Source organism: Streptomyces sp. NPDC001606, from assembly GCF_053596835.1.
The window spans coordinates 42,933-63,905 of record NZ_JBSFHC010000007.1 but is presented as its reverse complement, the minus strand read 5'-3'; the positions used below and the strand labels follow the sequence as shown (position 1 = coordinate 63,905).

Here is a 20,973-nt window from a genome sequence, read left to right as displayed (position 1 = left end):
GTGCGAATCGCCGTGATCGGGGCGGGCCCCGCCGGGCTGACCAGCGCCAGGCAGGCGCTGGCGGCCGGGCACCGGGTCGTCGTGTACGAGCGGACGGACGCGGTCGGGGGCATCTGGAACCCCGCCTCGGGCGGCGCCTACGACAGCGTGCGCATGCAGAGTTCGCGGATGAGTTTCCCGTACTCGGACTTCGCGCCGGGCTTCGGCACGGACTTCGCCACCCGCGGCGAGGTCCACGCCTATCTGCACGCCTACGCCGAGGACTCCGGGGCGCTGGAGGTCATCCGGTTCGGCCACACCGTCACGGAGGTGGTCAAGCGGGACGGCGCCTGGCGGGTGACCGCACACTCCGCCGGCGCCGACTCCGCCGAGGAATTCGACGCCGTGATGGTGGCCAGCGGCGAGCTGTGGGAGTCCCGGCGGCCCGCCTTCGTACCGGACCCGGCGACCGGCGTACAGGTCCGCACGGCGAAGGACTACCGCCGCCCCGAGGACTTCGCCGACCGCCGGGTGCTGGTGGTCGGCGGTGGAGTGAGCGGCGCCGACATCGCCGCCGAACTGGCCGCCCACGGCGCCTCCGTGGACTGGTCGGTGCGCCGCCGCGCGCTGTTCCTGCCCCGCTTCTGCGCCGGCCACTACAACGACGCGCTGTTCTCCTACATCGGCCGGGTCGCGGTGGAGGAACTGCCGTACCAGGACTATCTGAAGTGGCTGGAGAGCCTGCTGCCGGACTACTTCGCGCAGTACCGGGCGACCGGGCTGCTGCCCGAGGACGGGTTCCACGGCGCGGTCCACGTCAACGACCGGATCGTGCCCGCCGTGCACAGCGGCGCGGTGACGGTCGTACCGGCCTTCGAGCGGTTCGAGCCGGACGGGCGGGCCGTGTTCGCCGACGGTTCGGCCGGGCGGTACGACACCGTGCTGCTCTGCATGGGATACGGGCCGCCGGACTACGGCTTCATACCGGGCCTGCGGCGGGAGGAGCTGTACGAGCACTTCTTCCATCTGCCCGACCCGACGCTCGCGGTGATCAACACCCCGGTGGACACCGAGGCGTTCGGCACGGCCTGCCCGTACTTCGAGGCCATCGCGGGCTGGGCGCTGCGGGTGTTCACCGGCGAGGCCGTGCTGCCGCCGGTCGAGGAGCGGGCCGAGTGGTGCGCGCGGCACATGAACCGGCTGACCGACCGGCGCTACTACGACTGCTGGCTGGAGACCGTCCGGATCGGTCTGGCCGCGGGCACGCTGCCCGACCCCGCACGGGACTTCGCGGGGTACTGGCGGATCGTCTCCCGTCAGGTCGATCCGGCCGCCCTGCGGCCCGGCGGCCCCACGCCCCCGCCCGCCGCGCACGACCGCGCCCTGTTCGACCTGGCGGACCTCAAGCACCGGGTGCTGGCCGCGCTGCCCGGCGCCGCGCGGGCCGCGCTGCTCGCGTCGGGCCAGATCACCGCCGACGAGTCCGCCGCGGCCGAGCGGGTGCCCGCCCGGCGGGTGATCCGCCCGGAGCTGCCCTACCGCCAGCGCGCGGAGCGGGAGTCCACCCAGCGGGGCCACGGGTGACGGCGACGGCGGAGCCCGGTGCGCCCGGCCGGGGACGGCTGGCGGCGGTGCGCGCGGGCGCCGCGGAGCTGCTCGGCGACCGGGCGCTCGGCGCGCTGGTCGGCGGCACCGGACTGATCGGCGTCGGCGGGGCCATGGTGACCTCGTCGGTCAGCCTGTTCCTGGCCGACGAGGTCGCGGTGGCCCCGCTGCTGATCGGGCTCTTCTTCGCGGGCCGGGCCGTGCTGGAGATCAGCTCCGACCTCGTCCTCGGAGTGCTGTCGGACCGGATCGGCAACCGCCGCACCCTGCTCGCGATCTGCTCGGTGCTGTCGGCCGCCGGCGCCTTCGGCTACATGCTGCTGCGCAACTACTACCTGCTGTTCGCGGTCGGCGCCGTCTGCTTCGGCCTCGGCAGCGCCTGCTTCTCCCAGCTGTTCGCCTACACCCGGGAGTTCGCCGACCACCGCGCGCTCAATCCGGCCTTCTTCAACGCGGCGCTGCGCTCGGTCACCTCCGTCGCCTGGATCGTCGGCCCGCCGCTGGCGTTCTTCCTGATCGCCGCCCGCGGTTTCGCCGTGCTGTTCTGCACCGCCGGCGCGCTCTACCTCGCGGCGGGCGCGGTGTGCCTGTGGGGGCTGCCGAACCTGGCGTTGAGCGGCGACGGCGAACGGGTGCGCCGGCCGTACGCCGGTCTCGGGCGCCGGATCTGGCTGCTGCTGACCGCGATCGTGCTGCTGCTCGCCGTCAACAGCGCCTACCAGATCGACATCTCCCTGTTCGTCACCCGGGACCTCGGCCTGGACACCGGCTTCACCGGGGTGCTGCTGGGGCTGGCCGCGGCGCTGGAAGTGCCGGTGATGATCTTCTTCGGGGCGCGGGCCGAGCGGATGGGGCTGTGGCGGCTGACGACGACGGCCGCCGCCTGCGCCGCGCTGTTCTTCTGTCTGCTGCCGCTGGCCCGGTCGGCGCCCGAGCTGATCGCGCTGCAACTGCTCAACGCCGTCTGGACCTCGGTCGTGCTCAGCGTCCCGGTGACCATCCTCCAGGACGCCATGACCGAACGCGTGGGGGTCGCCTCCTCGCTGTACTCCGGGGCGTTCAAGGCCGGGATCCTGCTCGGCGGGGCCACCACCGGGGTGGTCACCGAGTGGGCCGGATTCACCAATGTCTTCTGGGTGTGTGCCGCGCTCGCGGCGGCGGCCACCCTGCTACTCGCTCTCGGGAGGGGCCATGGAACCGACCGCACCGCTGTGCAGCGTGGTCGTACCGACGTACAACCGGGCAGGGCTGCTGCGGCTCACCCTGGAGTCGCTGACCCGGCAGACGCTGCCGAGTGACGCCTTCGAGGTGCTCGTCGCCGACGACGGCTCCACGGACGACAGCGCCGAGGTGGCGGCCGGGTTCGGGGACCGGCTGCGGCTGCGGTATCTGCGCCAGGACGACCTCGGCTACCGGGTCGCCGCCGCCCGCAACCTGGGGCTCGCCCACGCCACGGCGCCGGTCACCGTGTTCGTGGACTCCGGGGTGATCCTGCACTCGGGCGCCCTCGCCGCCCATGTGGACAGCCACCGCGATCCGGCCGGTCCGGTCGCCGTGTGCGGGTACGTCTACTGCTTCAACGAGGACAACGAGGACGGCGCACTGATCGAGCGGGCCATCGACTACGCCGACCCGGACGCGACCATGGCCCAGCTGGCCGGGCAGGGCCGCTGGCTGGACATCCGGGAGGAGTTCTACGCCAAGTACGGCGACGACTTCGCCGCGCTGCCGGCGCCCTGGCTGGTGTGGTGGACCTGCAATGTGTCGGCGCGCACCGAGCAGCTGCGGGCGGTCGGCGGCTTCGACGAGGCCTACCGGTCCTGGGGCGCGGAGGACGTCGATCTGAGCTACCGGCTGCACCGGGCCGGCGCCCGTTTCGTGCTGAACCGGGCCGCCGCCGCCATCCATGTGCCGCACCCCAAGAGCTACCACGCGAACATGCGGGCGGTCGCCGGGAACTACCGCTACTTCGCGGAGAAGTACGACACCCCGATCACCCGGCTGGTCCCGGACCACCACTTCTTCGAGATCAACGACCTCGTCGCCGAGCGGGGGCTGCCGTCCTGCCCGGAGTACCTGGCCGGGGCCGAGCCGGAGACGGGTTCCGTGCTGGTGTTCGCGCCCCATCCCGACGACGACGTGATCGCCTGCGGCGGCACCATCGCCCGCAAGACGGCGCGCGGGGCGCGGGTCGGCATCGTCTTCTCCACCGACGGCTCGCGCTCGCACTCCGCCGTCCTCGGCATGGACACCCCGACCCCGCAGGAACTGACCGTCATCCGCGAGGGCGAGGCCCGGGCGGCCGCGGCCCGGCTCGGCGTGGACGACGACGCCCTGCGCTTCCTCGGCTTCACCGACACCGCGCTGGCCGGCGCACTGCCCGACTTCCGTGCCGCGGTCCTGAAGCTGCTCGCCGAGAACCGCGAGGTGGCCGAGGTCTATCTGCCGCACGACGTCAGGGAGCTGAACGCCGACCACCGGCTCACCGGCGAGGTCGTCCTGGACTGTCTCGCCGCCCTCGGCATGACCCCGCGGATCCACAAGTACGTGGTGTGGGACGAGCAGACCGAGGCCGAGTTCGCCTTCGTCAACCGCAGCGAGCCGGCCGCCGCCCGGACCACCGACGAGCGGCGCCTGGTCCGGGACATCGCGCCCCAGCTCGCCGCCAAGCGGGCCGCGCTCCGGGAGCACCGCACCCAGGTGGACCTCTACGCCCCCGGCCAGCGGCGGACCGTCGTACCACCGGAGTTCGTCGAGCGGATCTGTGAGCGCGACATCGAGGAGTTCTGGGTTGCCGCCGACAGCTGAAGCCCGTGAGCACGCACGCGAGGAGAACCGGATGAGCGAACTGCCCTACCACGCCGACTGGCCCGCGGTCCGCTCCGCGATCGCGCCGCTGCCCGAGCAGGAGCGGCGCGTCGAGGAGATCCTCTCCCAGCTCACGCTGGAGGAGAAGGTCGGCCAGATGATCCAGCCCGAACTCGCCGAGCTGACCGCCGAGGACGTGCGGGACTTCCACATCGGCTCCGCGCTCAACGGCGCGGGTATCTGGCCCGGCGGCAACCGGCAGGCGAGCCAGGCCGACTGGATCAAGACCGTGGACGCGTTCTGGGAGGCCGCCGAGAGCGGCTGGGAGGGCCGGCCCTTCCGCATCCCGTTCATGTGGGCGACCGACGCGGTGCACGGCCACAACAACGTCCGCGGCGCCACCGTCTTCCCGCACAACATCGGCCTCGGCGCGGCCCGCGACCCGGACCTGCTGCGCCGGATCGGGGCGGCGACCGCGCGCGAGATCGCCGCCACCGGCATGGACTGGACGTTCGCGCCGACCGTCACCACCCCGCGGGACCGCCGCTGGGGCCGCTACTACGAGGGCTACGCCGAGGACCCGGAGGTCGTCCACGGCTACGCGTCCGCCATGGTGCGCGGCCTCCAGGGCGAGCCGGGCGAACTGACCGCGGACAGCAGGGTGGTGGCCTGTGTGAAGCACTGGGTCGCGGACGGCGGCACCGTGTACGGCGCCGACCGCGGCACCGCCGTGTGCGCCGAGGACCTGGTCCGCAACATCCACGCCGTGGGCTTCTTCTCCGGCCTGGCCGCCGGCGCGCAGTCCGTGATGGTCTCCTTCAGCAGCTGGGACAACCCCGCCAACTACGACCACAGCCCGGACACCGGGCCCGCCTACAACCACAAGATCCACGGCAGCCGCTATCTGATCACCGATGTGCTCAAGGGCCGGATGGGCTTCGACGGGATCGTCATCAGCGACTGGGACGCGCACGCGGAGATCGCCGGCTGCACCGTCGGCGACGCCGGTTACGCCATCGGCGCCGGGATCGACGTGCTGATGGTCGCCGGACGGGAGGCCTGGCAGTCCGTGCACCGCAACGCCTGCGCGGACGTCCGCGCGGGCCGCATCCCCGAGGAGCGGATCGACGACGCCGTACGCCGGGTGCTGCGGGTGAAGCTGCGGGCCGGGCTGTGGGACAAGCCGCGGCCCCGGGAGCGGTCGCTCGCCGTCCGCACCGATGTGCTCGGCTGCGCGGAGCACCGGGCGCTGGCCCGGGAGGCGGTGCGCACGTCGCTGGTGCTGCTCAAGCACCGGGCGGGGGTGCTTCCGCTGGCCCGTTCCGCTCGGGTGCTGGTCACCGGCAGCGGCGCGGACGACATCCAGAAGCAGGCCGGCGGCTGGACCCTCACCTGGCAGGGCAACGACGTCACCCTGGACGACCTGCCCGGCGCGACGACCGTGGCCGGGGCCGTCCGCGAGGTGGTCGGCGAGGCCAACTGCACCGTCGACCCCGCGCTGAGCACCGCGGACCCGGCCCGGTACGACGTGGCGCTGATGGTGCTGGGCGAGGACTCGTACGCCGAGATGCGCGGCACGATCAAGCCGTGGGGCACCCTGTCGTACGCCGGGCTGAAGCGCTCGTACGCCCGCGACCTGGAGATCCTGCGCCGGCTGCGCGCCCAGGGGGTCACCGTCGTCACGGTCTACCTCGGCGGCCGGGCCCTCTACCTCACCGAGGAGATCAACCTCTCGGACGCGTTCGTGGCGGCCTGGCTGCCCGGCACCGAGGCCGGCGGCATCACCGACGTGCTGTTCCGCGCGGCGGACGGCACGCCCGGGTACGACTTCCAGGGCCGGCTCGGCTGCTCCTGGCCGCGCACCCCGCGCTCGCACGCGGTCAACCGGATCCCGCCGCACATCCCCGGCTACCGGGTGCCCGCGGAGGAACAGGCCCCCGAGGGCGAGCACGAGCCGCTGTTCCCGTACGGCCACGGGCTGCGCCTTTCCGACAGCTCGCCCACGGAGCCGCTGCCCGAGGACACCTACCGGGACGACACCCCGGCACCGCCGGTCACCGGCCCGCTCGCGGTGCCGGGCGGGGCGGACACCGGGTTCGTGTTCCGGATCGGCGGCCACAACACCTGGTCGCGTCCGGAGATCTCCTTCGACGGGCCGACGGACGTGCTGGTGGTGCACAGCGAGCCGCTGGCCGACCCGGACCGGCCGGGCGCCCTCGCCCTCCGCTTCAAGGGCTACCCGGCCTTCGTCTACGCCCAGTACGCCTCCGGTGAGCCGGCCGACCTGCGCGGGTACGCCGGAGCCGGGGGGCGGGTCGCGTTCGAGGCGCGGGTGTTCGAGGCACCGTCCGAGGAGTTCTTCCTCGCCTGCCACGACGACTACCCCGCCCAGCCCGCCGTGGACATCTCCGCGACCCTGGCAGAGCTGCCCCGGGGCGAGTGGGCCACGGTGAGCGTGCCGGTGGAGTCGCTGCGCGCGATCGGTTCCGATCTGCGCCATGTGGACGTGCCGTTCATGCTCTACACCGACGGCACGGCCCGCCTCGACGTGGCCCGGGTGCGGTGGCTGCCGCCGGGAGCGGAGGAGTAGGGCTCATCAGGGGCTGCGGTGCGGCTGGGTGCGGCTAGTGGAGGGCGGCGAACGCCTTGGTGAAGGCGTTCGGGTCCTGGACGATCGAGCTGCACGTGGCGTCGGCGGAGTTCTTCGCGCCGCCCGCGCACTGCTTGTCCCGGGCGGCGGACCACATGGAGAGGCCGCCGAGCCCCTTGGCCTTGGCGAAGCTCACGAGCTGACCGGCGTCGTCGACCTTGAACACCTCGGTGGAGACGTCGTTGACGCCGATCATCGGGGTGACGGCGACCGTCTTCCAGGCGGCGGAGTCGGACAGGCCGAGCACGCTCTTGATCTGGGCCTGGGTGGCGGTGGCCGCCTGCTCGGCGTAGTCGCCCATGTCGCCGTTGTAGGAGGCGCCGTAGTCCATCGCCATGATGTTGACGGTGCCGATCCGCACGCCGTGGGACTTGGCGTCGGCCAGCAGGTTGACGCCGTCCTGGGTGAGGCCCTCGGGCATCACCGGGAGGGTGAAGGAGACGTCCAGGTCCGGGTGCTGGGCCTGGAGCTTGGCTATGGCCTGGGCGCGGCGGGTGTTGGCGGCCGTGTTGGGCAGCGCGCCGCCCTCGACGTCGAAGTCCACCTTGGTCAGCTTGAAGGCGTCGACCGCCTTGCCGTAGGCGGCGGCCAGCGCGTCGGCGGAGGAGCAGGTGGTGGCCAGCTCGGAGCCGGAGGCGCCGCCGAAGGAGACCCGGACATCGCCGCCCTTGGCGCGCAGCGCGCCGATCTGCGCGGCCACGGCGTCGCTGGTCAGGTCCGTGACCCCGCCCCACTTGGGGGTGCAGCCGCCGCCGTCGGTGACGAAGGCGAGGTTGTAGTTCTTCACGCCGGTCGCGTCGGCCGCGGCGAGCAGGTCGAAGGCCGGGTAGAGGGAGGTGTCGACGTACGGCGCGAAGCCGGCGGAGGCGGTGGTGCCGGAGCCGGTGCCGGTGGTCGTGGAGGCGGTGGGGGCCGGGGTGGCGGTGGCGCTCGTGGTCGGGGTGGCGGACCGGCTCGGCGTGGCGGACGTGCTCGGGGTGGCGGTCGGGGCCGGCGACTGGCTCGCCGTGGGGCGGCCGCTGGGCTCCGGGGTGGCGCCGTCGGCGGCGGAACACTGCTGGCCGTCGATGTGACAGCCCGCCGGGTCGCCGCTGCCGTCGACCACGAAGCCGACGGTCACCGACTTCCCGGGGGCGAGGCCCTCGGTGTCCCAGGTCGCCGGCTTCACGGTGACGTGCTGCCCGCTCACGCTCGACTGGCCGTTCCACAGCGAGCCCAGCCTGGCGCCCTTCGGCAGGTCGAACTCCAGCGTCCAGGTCTTCTCGGTCTGCCCGCTGTTGTTGGTGACGACGTACTGGGCGGTGTAGCCCGTCGACCAGTCGCTGGTCCTCGTGTAGGCGGCGTTCACCCCGGCCGCGTTGGCGGTGCCGGTGAGCAGGACCGCGCCGCCGCCGACCACGGCCGCGGCCACCAGCCCGCCGATCGCCTTGTTCCTGCCACTGATCCTGCGCCGGTGGGTGCTCATGCGCGTGCCTGCCTTCGTTTGTCACGGGGGTGTGGTGCGGCAGCACGCTAGCGATCCGGAATCGGGCAAATGGCCTGATCGGGGCGGTCGTTGCGGACCTTAGGGTTCGCTTAAGGAAGGGATCGGGGACGATTAATGGTCGAGACCAGTGAGGACCGGTTTGCCCGGCCGGCGCCGTCCGCGCGCACGCCCCCGTCCCGCCGGCTTCCGTCCGTGCAGCTGGAACCAGATCCGCACCTCCGTGCCGCCCAGCACCGAGCGCCCGATCCGGGCGTCGCCGCCGGTGGACTCGGCGAGCCGGCGCACGATGTCCAGCCCGAGCCCGGTCGAACCGGTGGTGCCCGAGCCCCGGCCGCGGGCCATCGCCGCGTCCGGGTCGGGTATGCCGGGGCCCGCGTCGGAGACCAGCACGATCACCGCGTCCTCGCCGTTGTGCACGTCGACCGCGAAGGCGGTGCCCTCCGCGGTGTGCCGGAAGACATTGCCGAGCAGGGCGTCCAGCGCGGCGGCCAGATCGGCGCGGGCCACGGGTATGCGCACCGGCCGGTCCACACCGGCCACCCGCCAGGTGCGGCCCTCGTCCTCGGCGAGCGCGGACCAGAACTCCATCCGCTCCCGGACCACTTCGGCCGCGTCGCACCCGGCGCCCGGACCGGCGGCGGCCGTCTGGGGCTTGGCCTCCCGGGCGGTGCGGATGATGGTGTCCACCTCGCGCTCCAGCTGGGCGACGGCGGCCCGGGTCTGGGCGGCGGCCGGACCGGCGCCGAGCGAGGCGGTGTTCAGCCGGAGCACGGTGAGCGGGGTGCGCAGCCGGTGGGAGAGATCGGCGGCCAGCTCCCGCTCGTTGGCGAGCAGTTGGACCACCTGGTCGGCCATGGCGTTGAACGCCGCGGCGGCGAGTCTCAGTTCGGTCGGGCCCTCCTCGGGGACCCGGGCGCCCAGCTTGCCCTCGCCGAGGTCGCGCGCGCCCTCGACCAGCCGCCGGGCGGGCCGCACCATGCGCACCCCGAGCCGGTCGGCGACCGCGACCGAGCCGACGACCAGCGCGGCCCCGACGGCGGCGAGCACCGCCCAGGCCGTGCCGACGCCCTGGGTGACCTCGGACTCGGGGACGTACACCTCGACGACGGCGATGGCGCCGGAGCCGAGCGCGACCGGCTGGAGCAGGGTGGAGCCGCCGGCCACGGAGGTGGTGGAGGCACGGCCCAGTCTGCGCACCGCCTGGATGTCCCGGCCGGCGGCGCGCTGCCGGCCGAGGTCGAGCGCGGCCCGGCCGCCCCCGGCGGGCAGGTGCACGGCCATCCCGGAGTCGGCGCCGGCCGAGGCCACCACCCGCTCCAGCTTGTCCCGGTCGGTGGTGATGGACAGCGCGGGCGCGACCGCGGCGGCCTCCCGCTCGGCGTTGGAGAACGCGCGGTCCCGGGCCATCTCCTTGACGACCAGGGCGAGCGGGACGGCGAAGGCGACCACGACCATGGTGGTGACCGCCAGGCAGACCTTGACCAGTGCCCATCTCATCGCGGCGGCTCCCCCTCGGCGGGCGGTTCGAGCTTCACGCCGACCCCCCGGAGCGTGTGCAGATAGCGCGGCCTGGCCGCCGTCTCCCCCAGCTTCCGCCGCAGCCAGGACAGGTGTACGTCGATGGTCTGGTCGTCGCCGTACGACTGCTGCCAGACCTCGGCGAGGAGTTCCTTGCGCGGGACGACCACGCCGGGGCGGCCGGCGAGGAAGGCGAGCAGGTCGAACTCGCGACGGGTGAGGTCCAGGCGGACCCCGTCCAGCTCGGCCTGGCGGCGCAGCGGATCGACGGTCAGCCCGCCGACCCGCAGCACCGAGGAGGGCGCGGCCTCCGCGCCGCCGGAGCGGGCCCGGCGCAGCACGGCCGCGATCCGGGCGGAGAGGTGCTCGACGGAGAACGGCTTGGTGAGGTAGTCGTCCGCCCCGGCGTTCAGCAGCCGGACGATCTCCGCCTCGTCGTCCCGGGCGGTGGCCACGATGACGGGTACGTCGGTGAGGCCGCGCAGCATCTTCAACGCCTCGGAGCCGTCCAGGTCCGGCAGTCCGAGGTCCAGGATGACCACGTCGAAACGGAAATGGGCGACCTCGCGCAGCGCCTCCAGCGCCGTGCCCACACTGCGCACGGTGTGCGCGGCGTCGGTCAGCTGCCTGATCAGCGCCGAGCGTACGAACTGGTCGTCCTCGACCACGAGCACACTTGCCATGCGCCGCACCGTACGCCATGCGGCCCACGCCGGTCCGGGGCCTGTGGACAACTCCGCCCCTGTGGACAACCGGTGTCACCCCTGGGGCAGTATGGCCCGCGATGCGCAGAGGACTCGTACACGTACTGGCGTGGCTGCTGGCCACCGGAGCGGCGGTCACGCTGTCGTGGTGGGGCGTGCACACGGTGCTGGCCGCCACCGCGTACACCCCGCCGCGCGCCCTGCCCGTGACGGCGTCCGACGCGACCCCGCAGGGCTCGACGGGCACACCGGCGCCGCCACCGGCACCCTCGCCGAGTCCGCCGCCCCCGTCCCCGTCCCGCCGTCCGTCCCCCGCCCCCGCACCTACCGCTTCACGCACCCCCGCTCCCACCCCCACCGCGTCCGGCCGGGTCAAGGCGTACGACACCGACGGCGGTCGGGCGGTCTTCGAGCTGGGCGCGGCCGACGCCACCCTGGTCTCGGCCACCCCGGGCAGCGGCTGGTCGATGCAGGTGTGGAAGACCGAGACCTGGATCCGGGTGGAGTTCAGCCGGAGCACGGACCGGGTGTCGGTGTTCTGCACCTGGCACGACGGCCCCCCGCAGGTGCAGATCGGCACCTACTGAGCGCGGCTCAGCGGAAACGGCTCAGCGGAACACCGAGGGCGGCGGGGCCGGCGAGGCCACGGCCGCCGCGTCCGTCACCGGGACGGCACCACCGGTGAAGTCGATGAGCGGCTTGCCGTGTTCGACCCGGCCCGGGTGCGGGTCGGAGGCGGCGCGGCGGGTGAGCTGGGCGAGCGGCAGCGGGGCGTCCGAGGCCACGAGGATCGCGTTGCCGAAGCGCTTGCCGCGCAGTACGGCCGCGTCGGCGATCAGCGCGAGTTCCCCGAACCGGGCGGCGGCGGTGGCGATCTGCCCGCGCAGATGGGCGAGCGGCGGCCCGTCGGCGAGGTTGGCGGCGTAGACCCCGGTGGGCGCGAAGGCCCGGCGGACCTCGTCCAGGAACTCGGTGGAGGTGAGGTGGGCGGGGGTGCGGGCGCCGCTGAAGACATCGGCGATGACCAGGTCCGCCCAGCCGTCCGGCACCTTGGCGAGCCCGGCGCGGGCGTCCACCGACCGCACCCGGACCCGGGCGTTCGGATCCCACGGCAGCTCGCGGCGGACCAGTTGGACCAGGGCCGCGTCGCGCTCCACGATCTGCTGGGTGGAGCGGGGCCGGGTCGCGGCGACGTACCGGGCGAGGGTGAAGGCGCCGCCGCCGAGGTGCACGACGTGCACGGGCCTGCCGGGCGGCGCGACGAGGTCGATGACATGGCCCAGGCGGCGCTGGTACTCGAAGGAGAGGTAGGCGGGATCGTCCAGGTCGACATGCGACTGGGGCGCCCCGTCGATCAGCAGTGTCCAGGCCCGCCCGCGGTCCGGGTCGGGGACCAGCTCCGCGAGTCCGCCGTCGACGGCCTCCACGACGGCGGTGGCACCGCCCGCCCTGCGCCGCGTACGCGCCGCGTCCTTCGCTTTCCCTGCATCCCTGGCCCTGCCCACCGGTCCATTTTCGCAGGTGTCCGGGGGTCCTGCCTCAGCGGCAGCTGTCGGCCGCCTCGATCAGCCGGGCCGCCTCGCCGAGGGCCCGGCGCAGCACCACCGGGTCGGTGGCGAGGTGCTCCTCGCCGGGCGGCAGCAGCCAGTCGGAGCCCTCGACCGGCGGCTGCGGGGCCAGCCTGAGCCCGCGCCCGTCCGTCTCCGTGCAGGTGCTGCCGGGCACGTCCCAGCCGGCCGCCGTACCGGCCGGCACCAGGAAACCGAGGGTGCCTCCGCCGTCGTCGTGCAGGACGGGCCCCACCGCCCGCGTCGCCCCGCGCCGCAGGATGTCGACCGCCTCCAGCCCCTGCCGGGCCGGTACCGTCACAAGGTCGCATCCCACGTCACCCGCGGCCACCGGCACCGGCGACGGCGGACAGGGTTCGTTTCTCTGGCTGGTCTCCATACCGGCCTCCACCACACAGCACTGTTGCGGTCCAACGGGTTCAACGCGTGAGCGGGTCAACGGCTACGGCACAAGTGCGCCGCAAAGGATGGCACTTCATGGCGGATCGTGGATGAGATATCCGGTTTGTAGCCAAACACCGCGTGGCGGACCGGTCACAGCAGGTACGTTCATGCCCGCCGGAACCAGGGCGTCACTCGGGCAACTCGTCCGAAACCGCCCCGGTTCCGGCCTGGTTCGACGGTTCGCACGAGAGGACCCGGCCATGGCGTCGTCAACCGAGACCTCGTCACTGCCCGAACGGCCACCCCGGCCGAACCTCGCCTTCCGGCAGCTGCGCGGCCGCCGTTCACCCGCCGAGTTCGCGGCTCTGGTACGGCGTGCCGCCCGCGAGATCGGTGAGCGGGTGAGCTGTGACGCGCGCTATGTCGGCCGGGTCGAGGCGGGCGAGATCCGCTGCCCCAACTACGCCTACGAGCGGGTGTTCCTGCACATGTTCCCCGGCCGCACGCTCGCCGACCTCGGCTTCGCGCCCCGCTCGTCCGTCCGCGGCCGGGCGGCGCGCCCGGCCGTCGAAGAGCGCGCCGTCGAGTCACCGGAGCCCGCGAATCCGTATGTCCTGAAGCAGTACGGCAGCGGCCTGAGCGTCACCGACCCGTACGGCACCGATCCGTACGAGGGCCCCGGCAGCCCGTACGACCCGCACGAGCCGTACCCGAAACACCACCCGAACCACGAGGAGAGCGACGTGCTGCGTCGCGCATTCATGACCGGCGGAGGCGTCACCGTGGCCGCCGCCACCCTGGGCCCGCTGGGGCTCGCCACCGGCGCGGCGGCGGCCGTGCCGTCCGCACGGCGCGCCGGAAGCTCCGAGGCGGCCGCCCTGGAGGAGGCCGTCCGCCGGATCCGGCTGCTCGACGACCGGCACGGCGCGGACGGCCTCTACCGGCGCGCGGCGGCTCCGCTGCGCGCTGCCTACGCGCTGCTGGACGCAGGTGCGACCCGGCAGACCACCGCCGACCGGCTGCACTCCGGTGCCGGTGAACTCGCCATCTCGGTGGGCTGGCTGGCCCATGACTCCGGCCGCTTCGACGACGCCCGCTCGCACTACGCGGAGGCGCTGGCCACCGCCCGGATGACCGGCGATCCGGCGCTGGAGGCGCACGCCTTCTGCAACACCGCGTTCCTCGCCCGGGACGCCGGCCGTCCCCGGGAGGCGCTGCGCGCCGCGCAGGCCGCGCAGCGCGCCGCCCTGCCGCTGGGCTCCGCCCGCCTGATGTCCCTGCTCGCCCTGCGCGAGGCGGGCGGCTGGGCGGGGCTCGCCGACCGCACCGGCTGCGCGCAGGCGCTGGCCCGGGCGCAGGCCCTCTTCGAGCGGGGCCGCTCGGACGCCGACCCCGAGTGGATGAGCTTCTACGGAGAGGCCGAGCTGGAGGGGCTGGAGGCGCAGTGCTGGTCCACCCTGGGCGACTGGCGCCGGGCCTCCCGGCACGCCCACCGGGCGGCCGCGCTCCAGGACCCCCACTTCTCCCGCAACATCGCGCTGTACACCGCCGAACTGGCCGACGACCTCGCCCGCGAGGGCCGTCCCGACGAGGCGGCGGCGGCCGGCCTGCGCGTGCTGTCCCTGCTGGACCAGGTCCAGTCCTCGCGCATCCAGAGCATGCTGGCGGGCACGGCGCGGGTGCTGCTGCCGCACCGCCGCGCGTCGGGGGTGTCGGAGTTCCTGGACCGGCACGCGTCGATGCCGAGGGCGGGGCGGGCCTGAGGGCGGCCACCGGCGGTCAGGCCGCCTGTTTGGCAGGAACACGCCGACACGCCGAGCGAAGAGACCTTCCTTGGTGATCATTTCACATACCGTGCCACCGTCTTGATCAGCTCTTGAGTGCAGGAAGGCACAAAGATGCGCATATCCCGGAAGATTCCCGTCCGTTTCGGTCTGGCGCTGGCCGCCACCCTCGGCATCACCCTGATGTCCCCGGCCGCTCCGGCGTCCGCCGCCAGCGCCCAGTTCGTCCTGAAGAACGCGCACAGCGGCATGTGCGTGGACGTGCCCGGCAGCACCGGTGAATGGGGCACCCAGCTCATCCAGTGGCCGTGCAACGGCGGCGCCAACCAGCGCTTCTACTTCGACGAGGTCAACGGGACGCCGGTGCTGCGCAGCGCCGCCACCAACCTGTGCATCGAGGTGCCCGGCTACCGCACCGACAACGGGGCCCCGGTCACCCAGTGGGGATGCAACGGCGGCACCAACCAGCGCTGGTACATGGGCAGCGCCACAAACGCGATCCTCGACGAGTACATCAACTACAACAGCAAGTCGTGCATGGAGGTCGCCGACTGGCGCACGGACGCCGGCGCGCCGATCCGCCAGTGGGACTGCCACACGGGCGACAACCAGCGGTTCCTGAACTCCTGACCGTCCGGTGCCCGGGTCCACACACCCCCGCCGGGCACCCGGGGCTCAGCCCGCCAGATGGCCGACGTCGTTCCAGCTCACGATCGACGGCTCCCCGTACGCCCAGCCCAGCACGGACAGTGACGTCGGATGCAGTCCTATGCGGGCGCCGAACTCCAGCGGCAGGCCCAGCCACCGGGCCCCGATGGACCGCAGCATGTGCCCGTGCGCGAAGACCAGGACGTCCCGGTCGGCCGAGCGGGCCCAGGCGACGACCTCGTCCGCGCGCGCGGTGACCTCGGCGACGCTCTCGCCCTCCGGGACGCCGTCCCGCCAGATCAGCCAGCCGGGCCGCACGGCCTGGATCTCGGCCGGGGTCATGCCCTCGTAGGCGCCGTAGTCCCACTCCATCAGCGTGTCCCAGGAGGTGGCGCGGTCGCCGAAGCCGGCCAGTTCGCACGTCTCACGCGCGCGTGCCAGCGGGCTGGTGCGCACCTCCACGCCGGGCAGTCCGTCCAGCGGAGCGCGGTGCAGCCGCTCGCCGAGCAGCTTGGCCCCGCGCCGGCCCTCCTCCAGCAACGGCACGTCGGTCCTGCCGGTGTGCTTGCCGGACAGCGACCATTCCGTCTGTCCGTGCCGGGCGAGCAGGATGCGCGGTGCCATGGGGAACCTTTCCGGGGGCTTCCAAACAGGGATTCCCTTCCATCATCGCGCACCCCGCCCCGGAGCAACCCGGCGGCCGGTGTCGGCGTCTTTGAGGGCCGGAGCACCCGGAGAGGGGTGTGATCGGGACGCCGTAAAGTGGCACGGTCGCCCGACCGGGTGGACCAGACAGCGAAGCGGGGAGGGCGGATCGGATGCCGCAGAGCGAGACACCGGGCACCGAGGTGGCCCCCACCCGGCTGCGCTGGTGGACCGAACTGCCGCTGATCCTGCTGGTGTACGGCTGCTACCTGGCCGGCCGGCTGCTCGCGCGCGACGACGTCTCGGGCGCCGTCGACCACGGCCGGGCGATCGTGCGCTTCGAGAAGATGCTGCACCTCAACGCCGAGCACCCGCTGAACCGGCTCTTCACGCGCGAGGCGTGGATCGGGGTCCCGGCCGACTTCTGGTACGCCTCGCTGCACTACGTCGTCACGCCCGCGGTCCTGGTCTGGCTGTTCCGGTCCCGCAGCGCGCACTACCGCTCGGCCCGCACCTGGCTGATGACGTCCACGTTCATCGGGCTGATCGGCTTCATCCTGCTGCCCACCGCGCCGCCCCGGCTGCTCCCGGCCGGCCAGGGCTTCGTCGACACCATGGCGCACTTCAGCTCGTACGGCTGGTGGGGCGCCGAGGCCAGCGCGCCGCGCGGTATGGGCGGCATGACCAACCAGTACGCGGCCATGCCGAGCCTGCACGTCGGCTGGGCGCTGTGGTGCGGGGTGATGCTGTGGCGGCACGGCAGCTCCCGCCTGAGCAGGATCTTCGCCGTCTGCTACGCGCTCGGCACCGCGCTGGTGGTCATGGGCACCGCCAACCACTACCTGCTGGACGCGGTCGCGGGCGCCGCCGTGATGGGCGCCGGCCTGCTGCTGGCGCCGTCGGTGACGCGGGCCGTGGACCTGGTCCGGGCCCGGCTGCTCCGGCGCCCGGCGACGGCCGCGGCGACAGCCCCTGCGACGGCCTCGGCGACGGCCTCGGACGGCGTGGGCTCCCCGATTGTCAGTGCCGGATGCCAGACTTCCGCGGGTGAGCGAATTCCACGGCAGCGCGAGTCGCGGCTCGACGCCGGTGACGCAGCGGACGCCTCTTCCGACGACGCGGGCGAAGGGGCTGCGACACCGGCTCGCTGAGCTGCGCGGTCCGGAGGTCCCGGCCAAGGCCCTGGACGCCCGCGCCCTCGCGGCGCTCGCCGCGAACCCCGGGTGCGCGCGCCGGGCGATCCTGGACGGCGCCGGAGTGGACAAGGCCCGGCTGGCGAGCGCGCTGGGCGCACCGTCCGGGTTCGGGCAGTCGCAGTTCGCGCTGACCCGCGGGAACGCGTTCGAGGCGAAGGTGAAGGCGGACGGCGGCGCCGAACTGCTGCGGCTGGTGCACGCCCGGCTGGACCCGGGCGCCGAGCCGCCCGCCGAGGCCGCCGTGCCGGACCTGACCGCGCACGGCCCCGAGGGGCGTACGGCCCGTACCGCGCTGGCGCTGCGCGAGGCCACCGGGGCGGGCGGCTGGACCCTGCTGGACCACCCGATGCTCGCCCTGGACGTGGCCGGTTCGCTCGCCTTCCTGGAGCCGGACGCGGTGGTCGTGCACCCGGACGGCAGCTGGTCCGTGGTGGAGATCAAGTCCTTCCCGCTGCTGGACGGCGCGGCCGACCCGGCCAAGGTGGGCGCGGCGGCCCGGCAGGCGGCGGTCTATGTGCTCGCCCTGGAGGAGGTCGCCGGACGCCTGGATCCCGCGCCGCGGGTGCACCACCGGGTGCTGCTGGTGTGCCCGAAGGACTTCTCCAACCTGCCCGGCGGATCCGCCGTGGACGTCCGCAAGCAGCGCGCGGTCACCGCCCGCCAGCTGGCCCGGCTGACCCGGATCGAGGAGATCGCCGGCGCGCTGCCCGAGGGCACCTGCTTCGCGCCCGACCGGAGCGCCGAGGAGCTTTCGGCGGCCGTGGCGGCGGTCCCGGCGACCTACGCGCCCGAGTGCCTGGCGGCCTGCGAGCTGGCCTTCCACTGCCGGGACCGGGCCCGCGCGGCCGGTGCCGTCACCCGCCTCGGCCGGCCGCTGCGCGCCGAACTGGGCGGTCTGACCACGGTCGAGGAGGTCCTCGCAGCGGCCCGCGGCGAGCACGGCGACCCGGACGACCCCGCGGTGGCCGCGCTGCGCCGGGCGGCGCAGCTGCGCGCGGAGGCGCTGGCCGAGGCGGCGGAACTGGCCGGGGAGAGGGCGCCGGCCGGGGCGGAGGTGGCGGCCGTATGTCGCTGATCACCACCCTGGCCCGCCTCGAGGCCGTCGGCAGCGGCCGGGCCCAGCCCGTCGCGACCGTCCGGCACCGGCATCTGTCGGACCGCCCGCTGGTGTTCGTGCCGCTCACCACCGCCGGTGAGGCGGGCGCCCCGCTCGGCGCGCTGGTCGGCACCGACCGGGACGCGCCGCGCCTGCTGGTCGTACCGCAGCCGCGCGACCGGGATCTGCGGTTCACGTTCCTCGCCGAGCTGGCCGATGTCGTCCTGCCGTACGTCGAGTCGTACGCGCAGGCGGTGGAGGCGGCCGAGCGGTCCGAGACCGACCCGGAGACCGGCAAGCGGGTCAAGGTCGAGGTGGAGCTGTGCACGGACGCGGCCCAGCTGATCGTGCCCAGCCGCGCGGGTGTGGAGTTCGTACGGCTGCTGGGCCGCTCGATGCGGTTCCGCCGTACCGCCGAGCAGGACCCCGACGCGCCCTACCCGGCGCCGCCGCGGGTGCCGCTGCTCGGCCGCTGGCTGACCCACTACGGCGAGCGGGCCCGGGTCCCCGGCTCCTCCCTGCTGCTCGCGCTGACCGATGTGCTGTCCCGGCACTGGGCGACCGGCCAGTCCAGCCTGGAGGACCAGCACCTGGGCGCGCTGCTCGCCTGGATCGACCCGCCGGAGGGCGTCCCGGGCGCCGAGGCCGCGGCCCGCGCGGAGAGCGCCCGGGACGCCGACGGCCAGCTGCTGTGCCCGCCCGCGGGCCCGGCGACCGACCCGGCCTTCGACAACCGGCTGCTGGCCCCGGCGATCGAGCGCTACGACCGCGCGCGGACCGCGCTCGCCGCCGCCGAGGACCCCGTGGACGCCGACGACCGGCTGGCCGCGCTCACCGCGGCCGAGCGGGAGATCCGCGACCTGGTGGAGAGCCGTACCCGGCCCACCTGGGACGCGGTGTGGCGGGGGCTGGACCTGCTGCGGGCGCTGCCGGAGGGCGCGCATGTCGCGGAGCGCTGGACCCGGGACCGCTGGTCGTTCACCGGCCACCGGGACCGGGTGCTGGCCGGCGAGCCCCCGCAGCCGCGCCGGGACGACGCGGTGACGGCGGCGAACAAGCTGGCCACGCGCGAGCGTGAGCAGGCGCGGCTGGAGGCGCAGGAGGCGCTGGACGATCCGCTGGTGATGGCGGGGCGGCGGCTGGCCGGGGAGGCGTTCACGGGCGAGGTGACCGATGTGGTCATGGCGTACAGCGAGGGCAAGCGGCCCAGCCCGCGCCCGCTGGTGACGGTCCGCACGGACGACCGGCCGCAGCTGGGCGAGCGGGCGAAGGTGTACCGCTCGCTGGGCGGCCGGCCGCAGTCGGCGGAGTTCGTGGGCGCCGAGGCCGACGGGGTGCTGGTCCTGCGGATCCTGGACAAGATGGGCCGCGGCAGGGAACCGGATCCCGGGTCGGTCCCGGAGAAGGGCGACCGGATCTGCTGCACGCTCTTCGAGCACGAGCCGCGCGGCGGCGCCAGGCTGCCCGACCCGGAGCAGACCCCGTGGACCCATGGCGGCCCGCCGGGCGAGAGGGCCCAGGAGGCCGCCGACCCCATCACCGAGGAGGACGTCCTGTGACGACGGTCGGCTTCGACCCCGGTACGGCCGCCGCGCGGGCCACCGCCGCGATCCTGCACGACACGCTGCACGGCACCGAGCGGGGCGTGGTGGTCGACTCCCCGCCGGGCGCCGGCAAGTCCACACTGGTGGTCCGCGCGGCACTGGAACTGGCCGACGCGGGCCGCCCGCTGATGGTGGTGGCGCAGACGAACGCCCAGGTGGACGATCTCGTGCTGCGGCTCGCCGAGAAGAACCCGGACCTGCCGGTCGGCCGCCTGCACAGCAGCGACACCGACCCCTACGACAAGGCGCTGGACGAGCTGCCTCAGGTCCGCACCTCCGCGAAGGCGGCCGACCTGACCGGCCTCCCGGTGGTCCTGTCCACGGCCGCCAAGTGGGCGCATGTGACGACGGACGAGCCGTGGCGGCACGCGATCGTGGACGAGGCGTACCAGATGCGCTCGGACGCGCTGCTGGCCGTGGCGGGGCTGTTCGAGCGGGCGCTGTTCGTGGGCGACCCCGGTCAGCTGGACCCGTTCGCGATCGTCGGCAGCGAGCAGTGGGCGGGCCTGTCGTACGACCCCTCGGCGTCGGCGGTGTCCACCCTCCTCGCCCACAACCCGGCCCTCCCCCAGCACCGCCTCCCGGTCTCCTGGCGGCTGCCCGCCTCCGCGGCCCCGCTGGTCTCGGACGCGTTCTACCCGTACACCCCCTTCCGCAGCGGCACCGGTCACGGCGACCGCCGGCTGACCTTCGCCGTCCCCTGTGACGGCTCCGGCCCGGACCGGGTGATCGACGAGGCCGCGGAGTCCGGCTGGGGCCTGCTGGAGCTGCCCGCCCGGCACACCCCGCGCACGGACCCGGAGGCGGTGCGCGCGGTCGCGACGGTCGTCCGGCGCCTGCTCGACCGGGGCGGCGCGGCCCTCTCCGAGCGCTCCCCCGTCCCCGCTCCCCTCACCGCCGACCGCGTCGCCGTCGGCACCGCCCACCGGGACCAGGCGGCCGCGGTCCGGGCGGCGCTGACCGAGCTGGGTGTCCCGGACGTCACGGTGGACACGGCCAACCGCCTCCAGGGCAGGGAGTACGACGTCACGGTCGTCCTGCACCCGCTCTCCGGCCGCCCCGACGCCACCGCCTTCCACCTGGAGACCGGCCGCCTCTGCGTGCTGGCCTCCCGCCACCGCCACGCCTGCATCGTGGTCTGCCGCGCGGGCGTCACCGACCTCCTGGACGACTACCCCTCCACGGAACCGGTCCAGCTGGGCACGCTGGTGAAATTCCCGGACGGCTGGGAGGCGAACCATGCGGTGCTGGCGCATCTGGGAGAACACCGTGTGGCCTGGCGGCCGTGACCACCCCAC

Annotated in this window: 17 protein-coding genes; 11 read left to right on the top strand and 6 right to left on the bottom strand. The window is 74.1% G+C overall.

What is annotated here, in order from left to right:
• The 4 genes from ACWCV9_RS15570 to ACWCV9_RS15555 are packed head-to-tail and all read left to right on the top strand — an operon-like array spanning window position 1 to window position 6,982.
• Complete coding sequence (locus ACWCV9_RS15570; protein ID WP_450787008.1) at window positions 1–1,563, top strand: flavin-containing monooxygenase; 1,563 nt, start codon at window positions 1–3, stop codon at window positions 1,561–1,563.
• Window positions 1,560–2,882 carry an MFS transporter gene (locus ACWCV9_RS15565; RefSeq protein WP_450787007.1) on the top strand — a complete coding sequence of 441 codons (1,323 nt, stop codon included), beginning with the start codon at window positions 1,560–1,562 and terminating at the stop codon, window positions 2,880–2,882. The genes ACWCV9_RS15570 and ACWCV9_RS15565 overlap by 4 nt, the downstream gene beginning before the upstream one ends.
• The gene (locus ACWCV9_RS15560; protein ID WP_450787005.1) at window positions 2,776–4,392 is read left to right on the top strand and encodes a PIG-L family deacetylase; all 1,617 of its coding nucleotides are present in this window, start codon (window positions 2,776–2,778) and stop codon (window positions 4,390–4,392) included. Before ACWCV9_RS15565 ends, ACWCV9_RS15560 begins: the two co-directional genes overlap by 107 nt.
• 31 nt (window positions 4,393–4,423) lie before the next feature.
• Entirely contained in the window at window positions 4,424–6,982 is a 2,559-nt protein-coding gene (locus tag ACWCV9_RS15555; RefSeq protein ID WP_450787004.1) for a glycoside hydrolase family 3 N-terminal domain-containing protein, read from the top strand.
• 34 nt (window positions 6,983–7,016) lie between these two features.
• Here ACWCV9_RS15555 and ACWCV9_RS15550 read toward each other — a convergent pair whose 3' ends face one another.
• The 3 genes from ACWCV9_RS15550 to ACWCV9_RS15540 form a co-directional block, all read right to left on the bottom strand.
• A complete protein-coding gene (locus tag ACWCV9_RS15550) occupies window positions 7,017–8,507 on the bottom strand; it encodes a glycoside hydrolase family 18 protein (RefSeq protein ID WP_450787003.1) in 1,491 nt (496 codons plus the stop codon).
• A gap of 132 nt (window positions 8,508–8,639) precedes the next feature.
• Window positions 8,640–10,025, bottom strand: a complete 1,386-nt coding sequence (locus tag ACWCV9_RS15545; RefSeq protein ID WP_450787002.1) for a sensor histidine kinase — start codon at window positions 10,023–10,025, stop codon at window positions 8,640–8,642.
• Window positions 10,022–10,729, bottom strand: coding sequence for a response regulator transcription factor (locus tag ACWCV9_RS15540; RefSeq protein WP_385843748.1), 708 nt, complete (start codon window positions 10,727–10,729; stop codon window positions 10,022–10,024). The genes ACWCV9_RS15545 and ACWCV9_RS15540 overlap by 4 nt, the downstream gene beginning before the upstream one ends.
• Before the next feature lie 101 nt (window positions 10,730–10,830).
• Between ACWCV9_RS15540 and ACWCV9_RS15535 the strand changes: the two genes are divergently transcribed.
• The gene (locus ACWCV9_RS15535; RefSeq protein ID WP_450787000.1) at window positions 10,831–11,337 is read left to right on the top strand and encodes a hypothetical protein; all 507 of its coding nucleotides are present in this window, start codon (window positions 10,831–10,833) and stop codon (window positions 11,335–11,337) included.
• Window positions 11,338–11,358: 21 nt separating this feature from the next.
• Here ACWCV9_RS15535 and ACWCV9_RS15530 read toward each other — a convergent pair whose 3' ends face one another.
• Window positions 11,359–12,177, bottom strand: coding sequence for a spermidine synthase (locus ACWCV9_RS15530; RefSeq protein ID WP_450787361.1), 819 nt, complete (start codon window positions 12,175–12,177; stop codon window positions 11,359–11,361).
• 112 nt (window positions 12,178–12,289) lie between these two features.
• Window positions 12,290–12,697 carry a hypothetical protein gene (locus tag ACWCV9_RS15525; protein WP_450786999.1) on the bottom strand — a complete coding sequence of 136 codons (408 nt, stop codon included), beginning with the start codon at window positions 12,695–12,697 and terminating at the stop codon, window positions 12,290–12,292.
• Window positions 12,698–12,962: 265 nt separating this feature from the next.
• Here ACWCV9_RS15525 and ACWCV9_RS15520 point away from each other — a divergent pair, with 265 nt between their 5' ends.
• Both ACWCV9_RS15520 and ACWCV9_RS15515 read left to right on the top strand, forming a co-directional pair.
• The gene (locus ACWCV9_RS15520; protein WP_450786997.1) at window positions 12,963–14,465 is read left to right on the top strand and encodes a hypothetical protein; all 1,503 of its coding nucleotides are present in this window, start codon (window positions 12,963–12,965) and stop codon (window positions 14,463–14,465) included.
• A gap of 135 nt (window positions 14,466–14,600) precedes the next feature.
• A complete protein-coding gene (locus tag ACWCV9_RS15515; protein WP_450786996.1) occupies window positions 14,601–15,116 on the top strand; it encodes an RICIN domain-containing protein in 516 nt (171 codons plus the stop codon).
• Between the two features lie 45 nt (window positions 15,117–15,161).
• On the opposite strand, the gene ACWCV9_RS15510 is transcribed toward ACWCV9_RS15515, so the two are convergent.
• A complete protein-coding gene (locus tag ACWCV9_RS15510) occupies window positions 15,162–15,758 on the bottom strand; it encodes a histidine phosphatase family protein (RefSeq protein ID WP_450786994.1) in 597 nt (198 codons plus the stop codon).
• A gap of 194 nt (window positions 15,759–15,952) precedes the next feature.
• Here ACWCV9_RS15510 and ACWCV9_RS15505 point away from each other — a divergent pair, with 194 nt between their 5' ends.
• Genes ACWCV9_RS15505 through ACWCV9_RS15490 form a run of 4 tightly spaced genes read left to right on the top strand, consistent with a single transcriptional unit; the run spans window position 15,953 to window position 20,964 of the window.
• Window positions 15,953–16,930 carry a phosphatase PAP2 family protein gene (locus tag ACWCV9_RS15505; RefSeq protein ID WP_450786992.1) on the top strand — a complete coding sequence of 326 codons (978 nt, stop codon included), beginning with the start codon at window positions 15,953–15,955 and terminating at the stop codon, window positions 16,928–16,930.
• Window positions 16,827–18,050, top strand: coding sequence for a hypothetical protein (locus ACWCV9_RS15500; RefSeq protein ID WP_450786991.1), 1,224 nt, complete (start codon window positions 16,827–16,829; stop codon window positions 18,048–18,050). The genes ACWCV9_RS15505 and ACWCV9_RS15500 overlap by 104 nt, the downstream gene beginning before the upstream one ends.
• Complete coding sequence (locus ACWCV9_RS15495) at window positions 18,041–19,630, top strand: hypothetical protein (RefSeq protein ID WP_450786989.1); 1,590 nt, start codon at window positions 18,041–18,043, stop codon at window positions 19,628–19,630. Before ACWCV9_RS15500 ends, ACWCV9_RS15495 begins: the two co-directional genes overlap by 10 nt.
• A complete protein-coding gene (locus ACWCV9_RS15490; protein ID WP_450786988.1) occupies window positions 19,627–20,964 on the top strand; it encodes an AAA domain-containing protein in 1,338 nt (445 codons plus the stop codon). Before ACWCV9_RS15495 ends, ACWCV9_RS15490 begins: the two co-directional genes overlap by 4 nt.
• Window positions 20,965–20,973: the final 9 nt, after the last annotated feature.

Bases quoted from the DNA above. Each gene is read 5' to 3' on its own strand.
- ACWCV9_RS15560 (WP_450787005.1), top strand. From the start codon at position 2,776: ATGGAACCGACCGCACCGCTGTGCAGCGTGGTCGTACCGACGTACAAC.
- ACWCV9_RS15555 (WP_450787004.1), top strand. From the start codon at position 4,424: ATGAGCGAACTGCCCTACCACGCCGACTGGCCCGCGGTCCGCTCCGCG.
- ACWCV9_RS15550 (WP_450787003.1), bottom strand. From the start codon at position 8,507: ATGAGCACCCACCGGCGCAGGATCAGTGGCAGGAACAAGGCGATCGGC.
- ACWCV9_RS15545 (WP_450787002.1), bottom strand. From the start codon at position 10,025: ATGAGATGGGCACTGGTCAAGGTCTGCCTGGCGGTCACCACCATGGTC.
- ACWCV9_RS15540 (WP_385843748.1), bottom strand. From the start codon at position 10,729: ATGGCAAGTGTGCTCGTGGTCGAGGACGACCAGTTCGTACGCTCGGCG.
- ACWCV9_RS15535 (WP_450787000.1), top strand. From the start codon at position 10,831: ATGCGCAGAGGACTCGTACACGTACTGGCGTGGCTGCTGGCCACCGGA.
- ACWCV9_RS15525 (WP_450786999.1), bottom strand. From the start codon at position 12,697: ATGGAGACCAGCCAGAGAAACGAACCCTGTCCGCCGTCGCCGGTGCCG.
- ACWCV9_RS15520 (WP_450786997.1), top strand. From the start codon at position 12,963: ATGGCGTCGTCAACCGAGACCTCGTCACTGCCCGAACGGCCACCCCGG.
- ACWCV9_RS15515 (WP_450786996.1), top strand. From the start codon at position 14,601: ATGCGCATATCCCGGAAGATTCCCGTCCGTTTCGGTCTGGCGCTGGCC.
- ACWCV9_RS15510 (WP_450786994.1), bottom strand. From the start codon at position 15,758: ATGGCACCGCGCATCCTGCTCGCCCGGCACGGACAGACGGAATGGTCG.
- ACWCV9_RS15505 (WP_450786992.1), top strand. From the start codon at position 15,953: ATGCCGCAGAGCGAGACACCGGGCACCGAGGTGGCCCCCACCCGGCTG.
- ACWCV9_RS15495 (WP_450786989.1), top strand. From the start codon at position 18,041: ATGTCGCTGATCACCACCCTGGCCCGCCTCGAGGCCGTCGGCAGCGGC.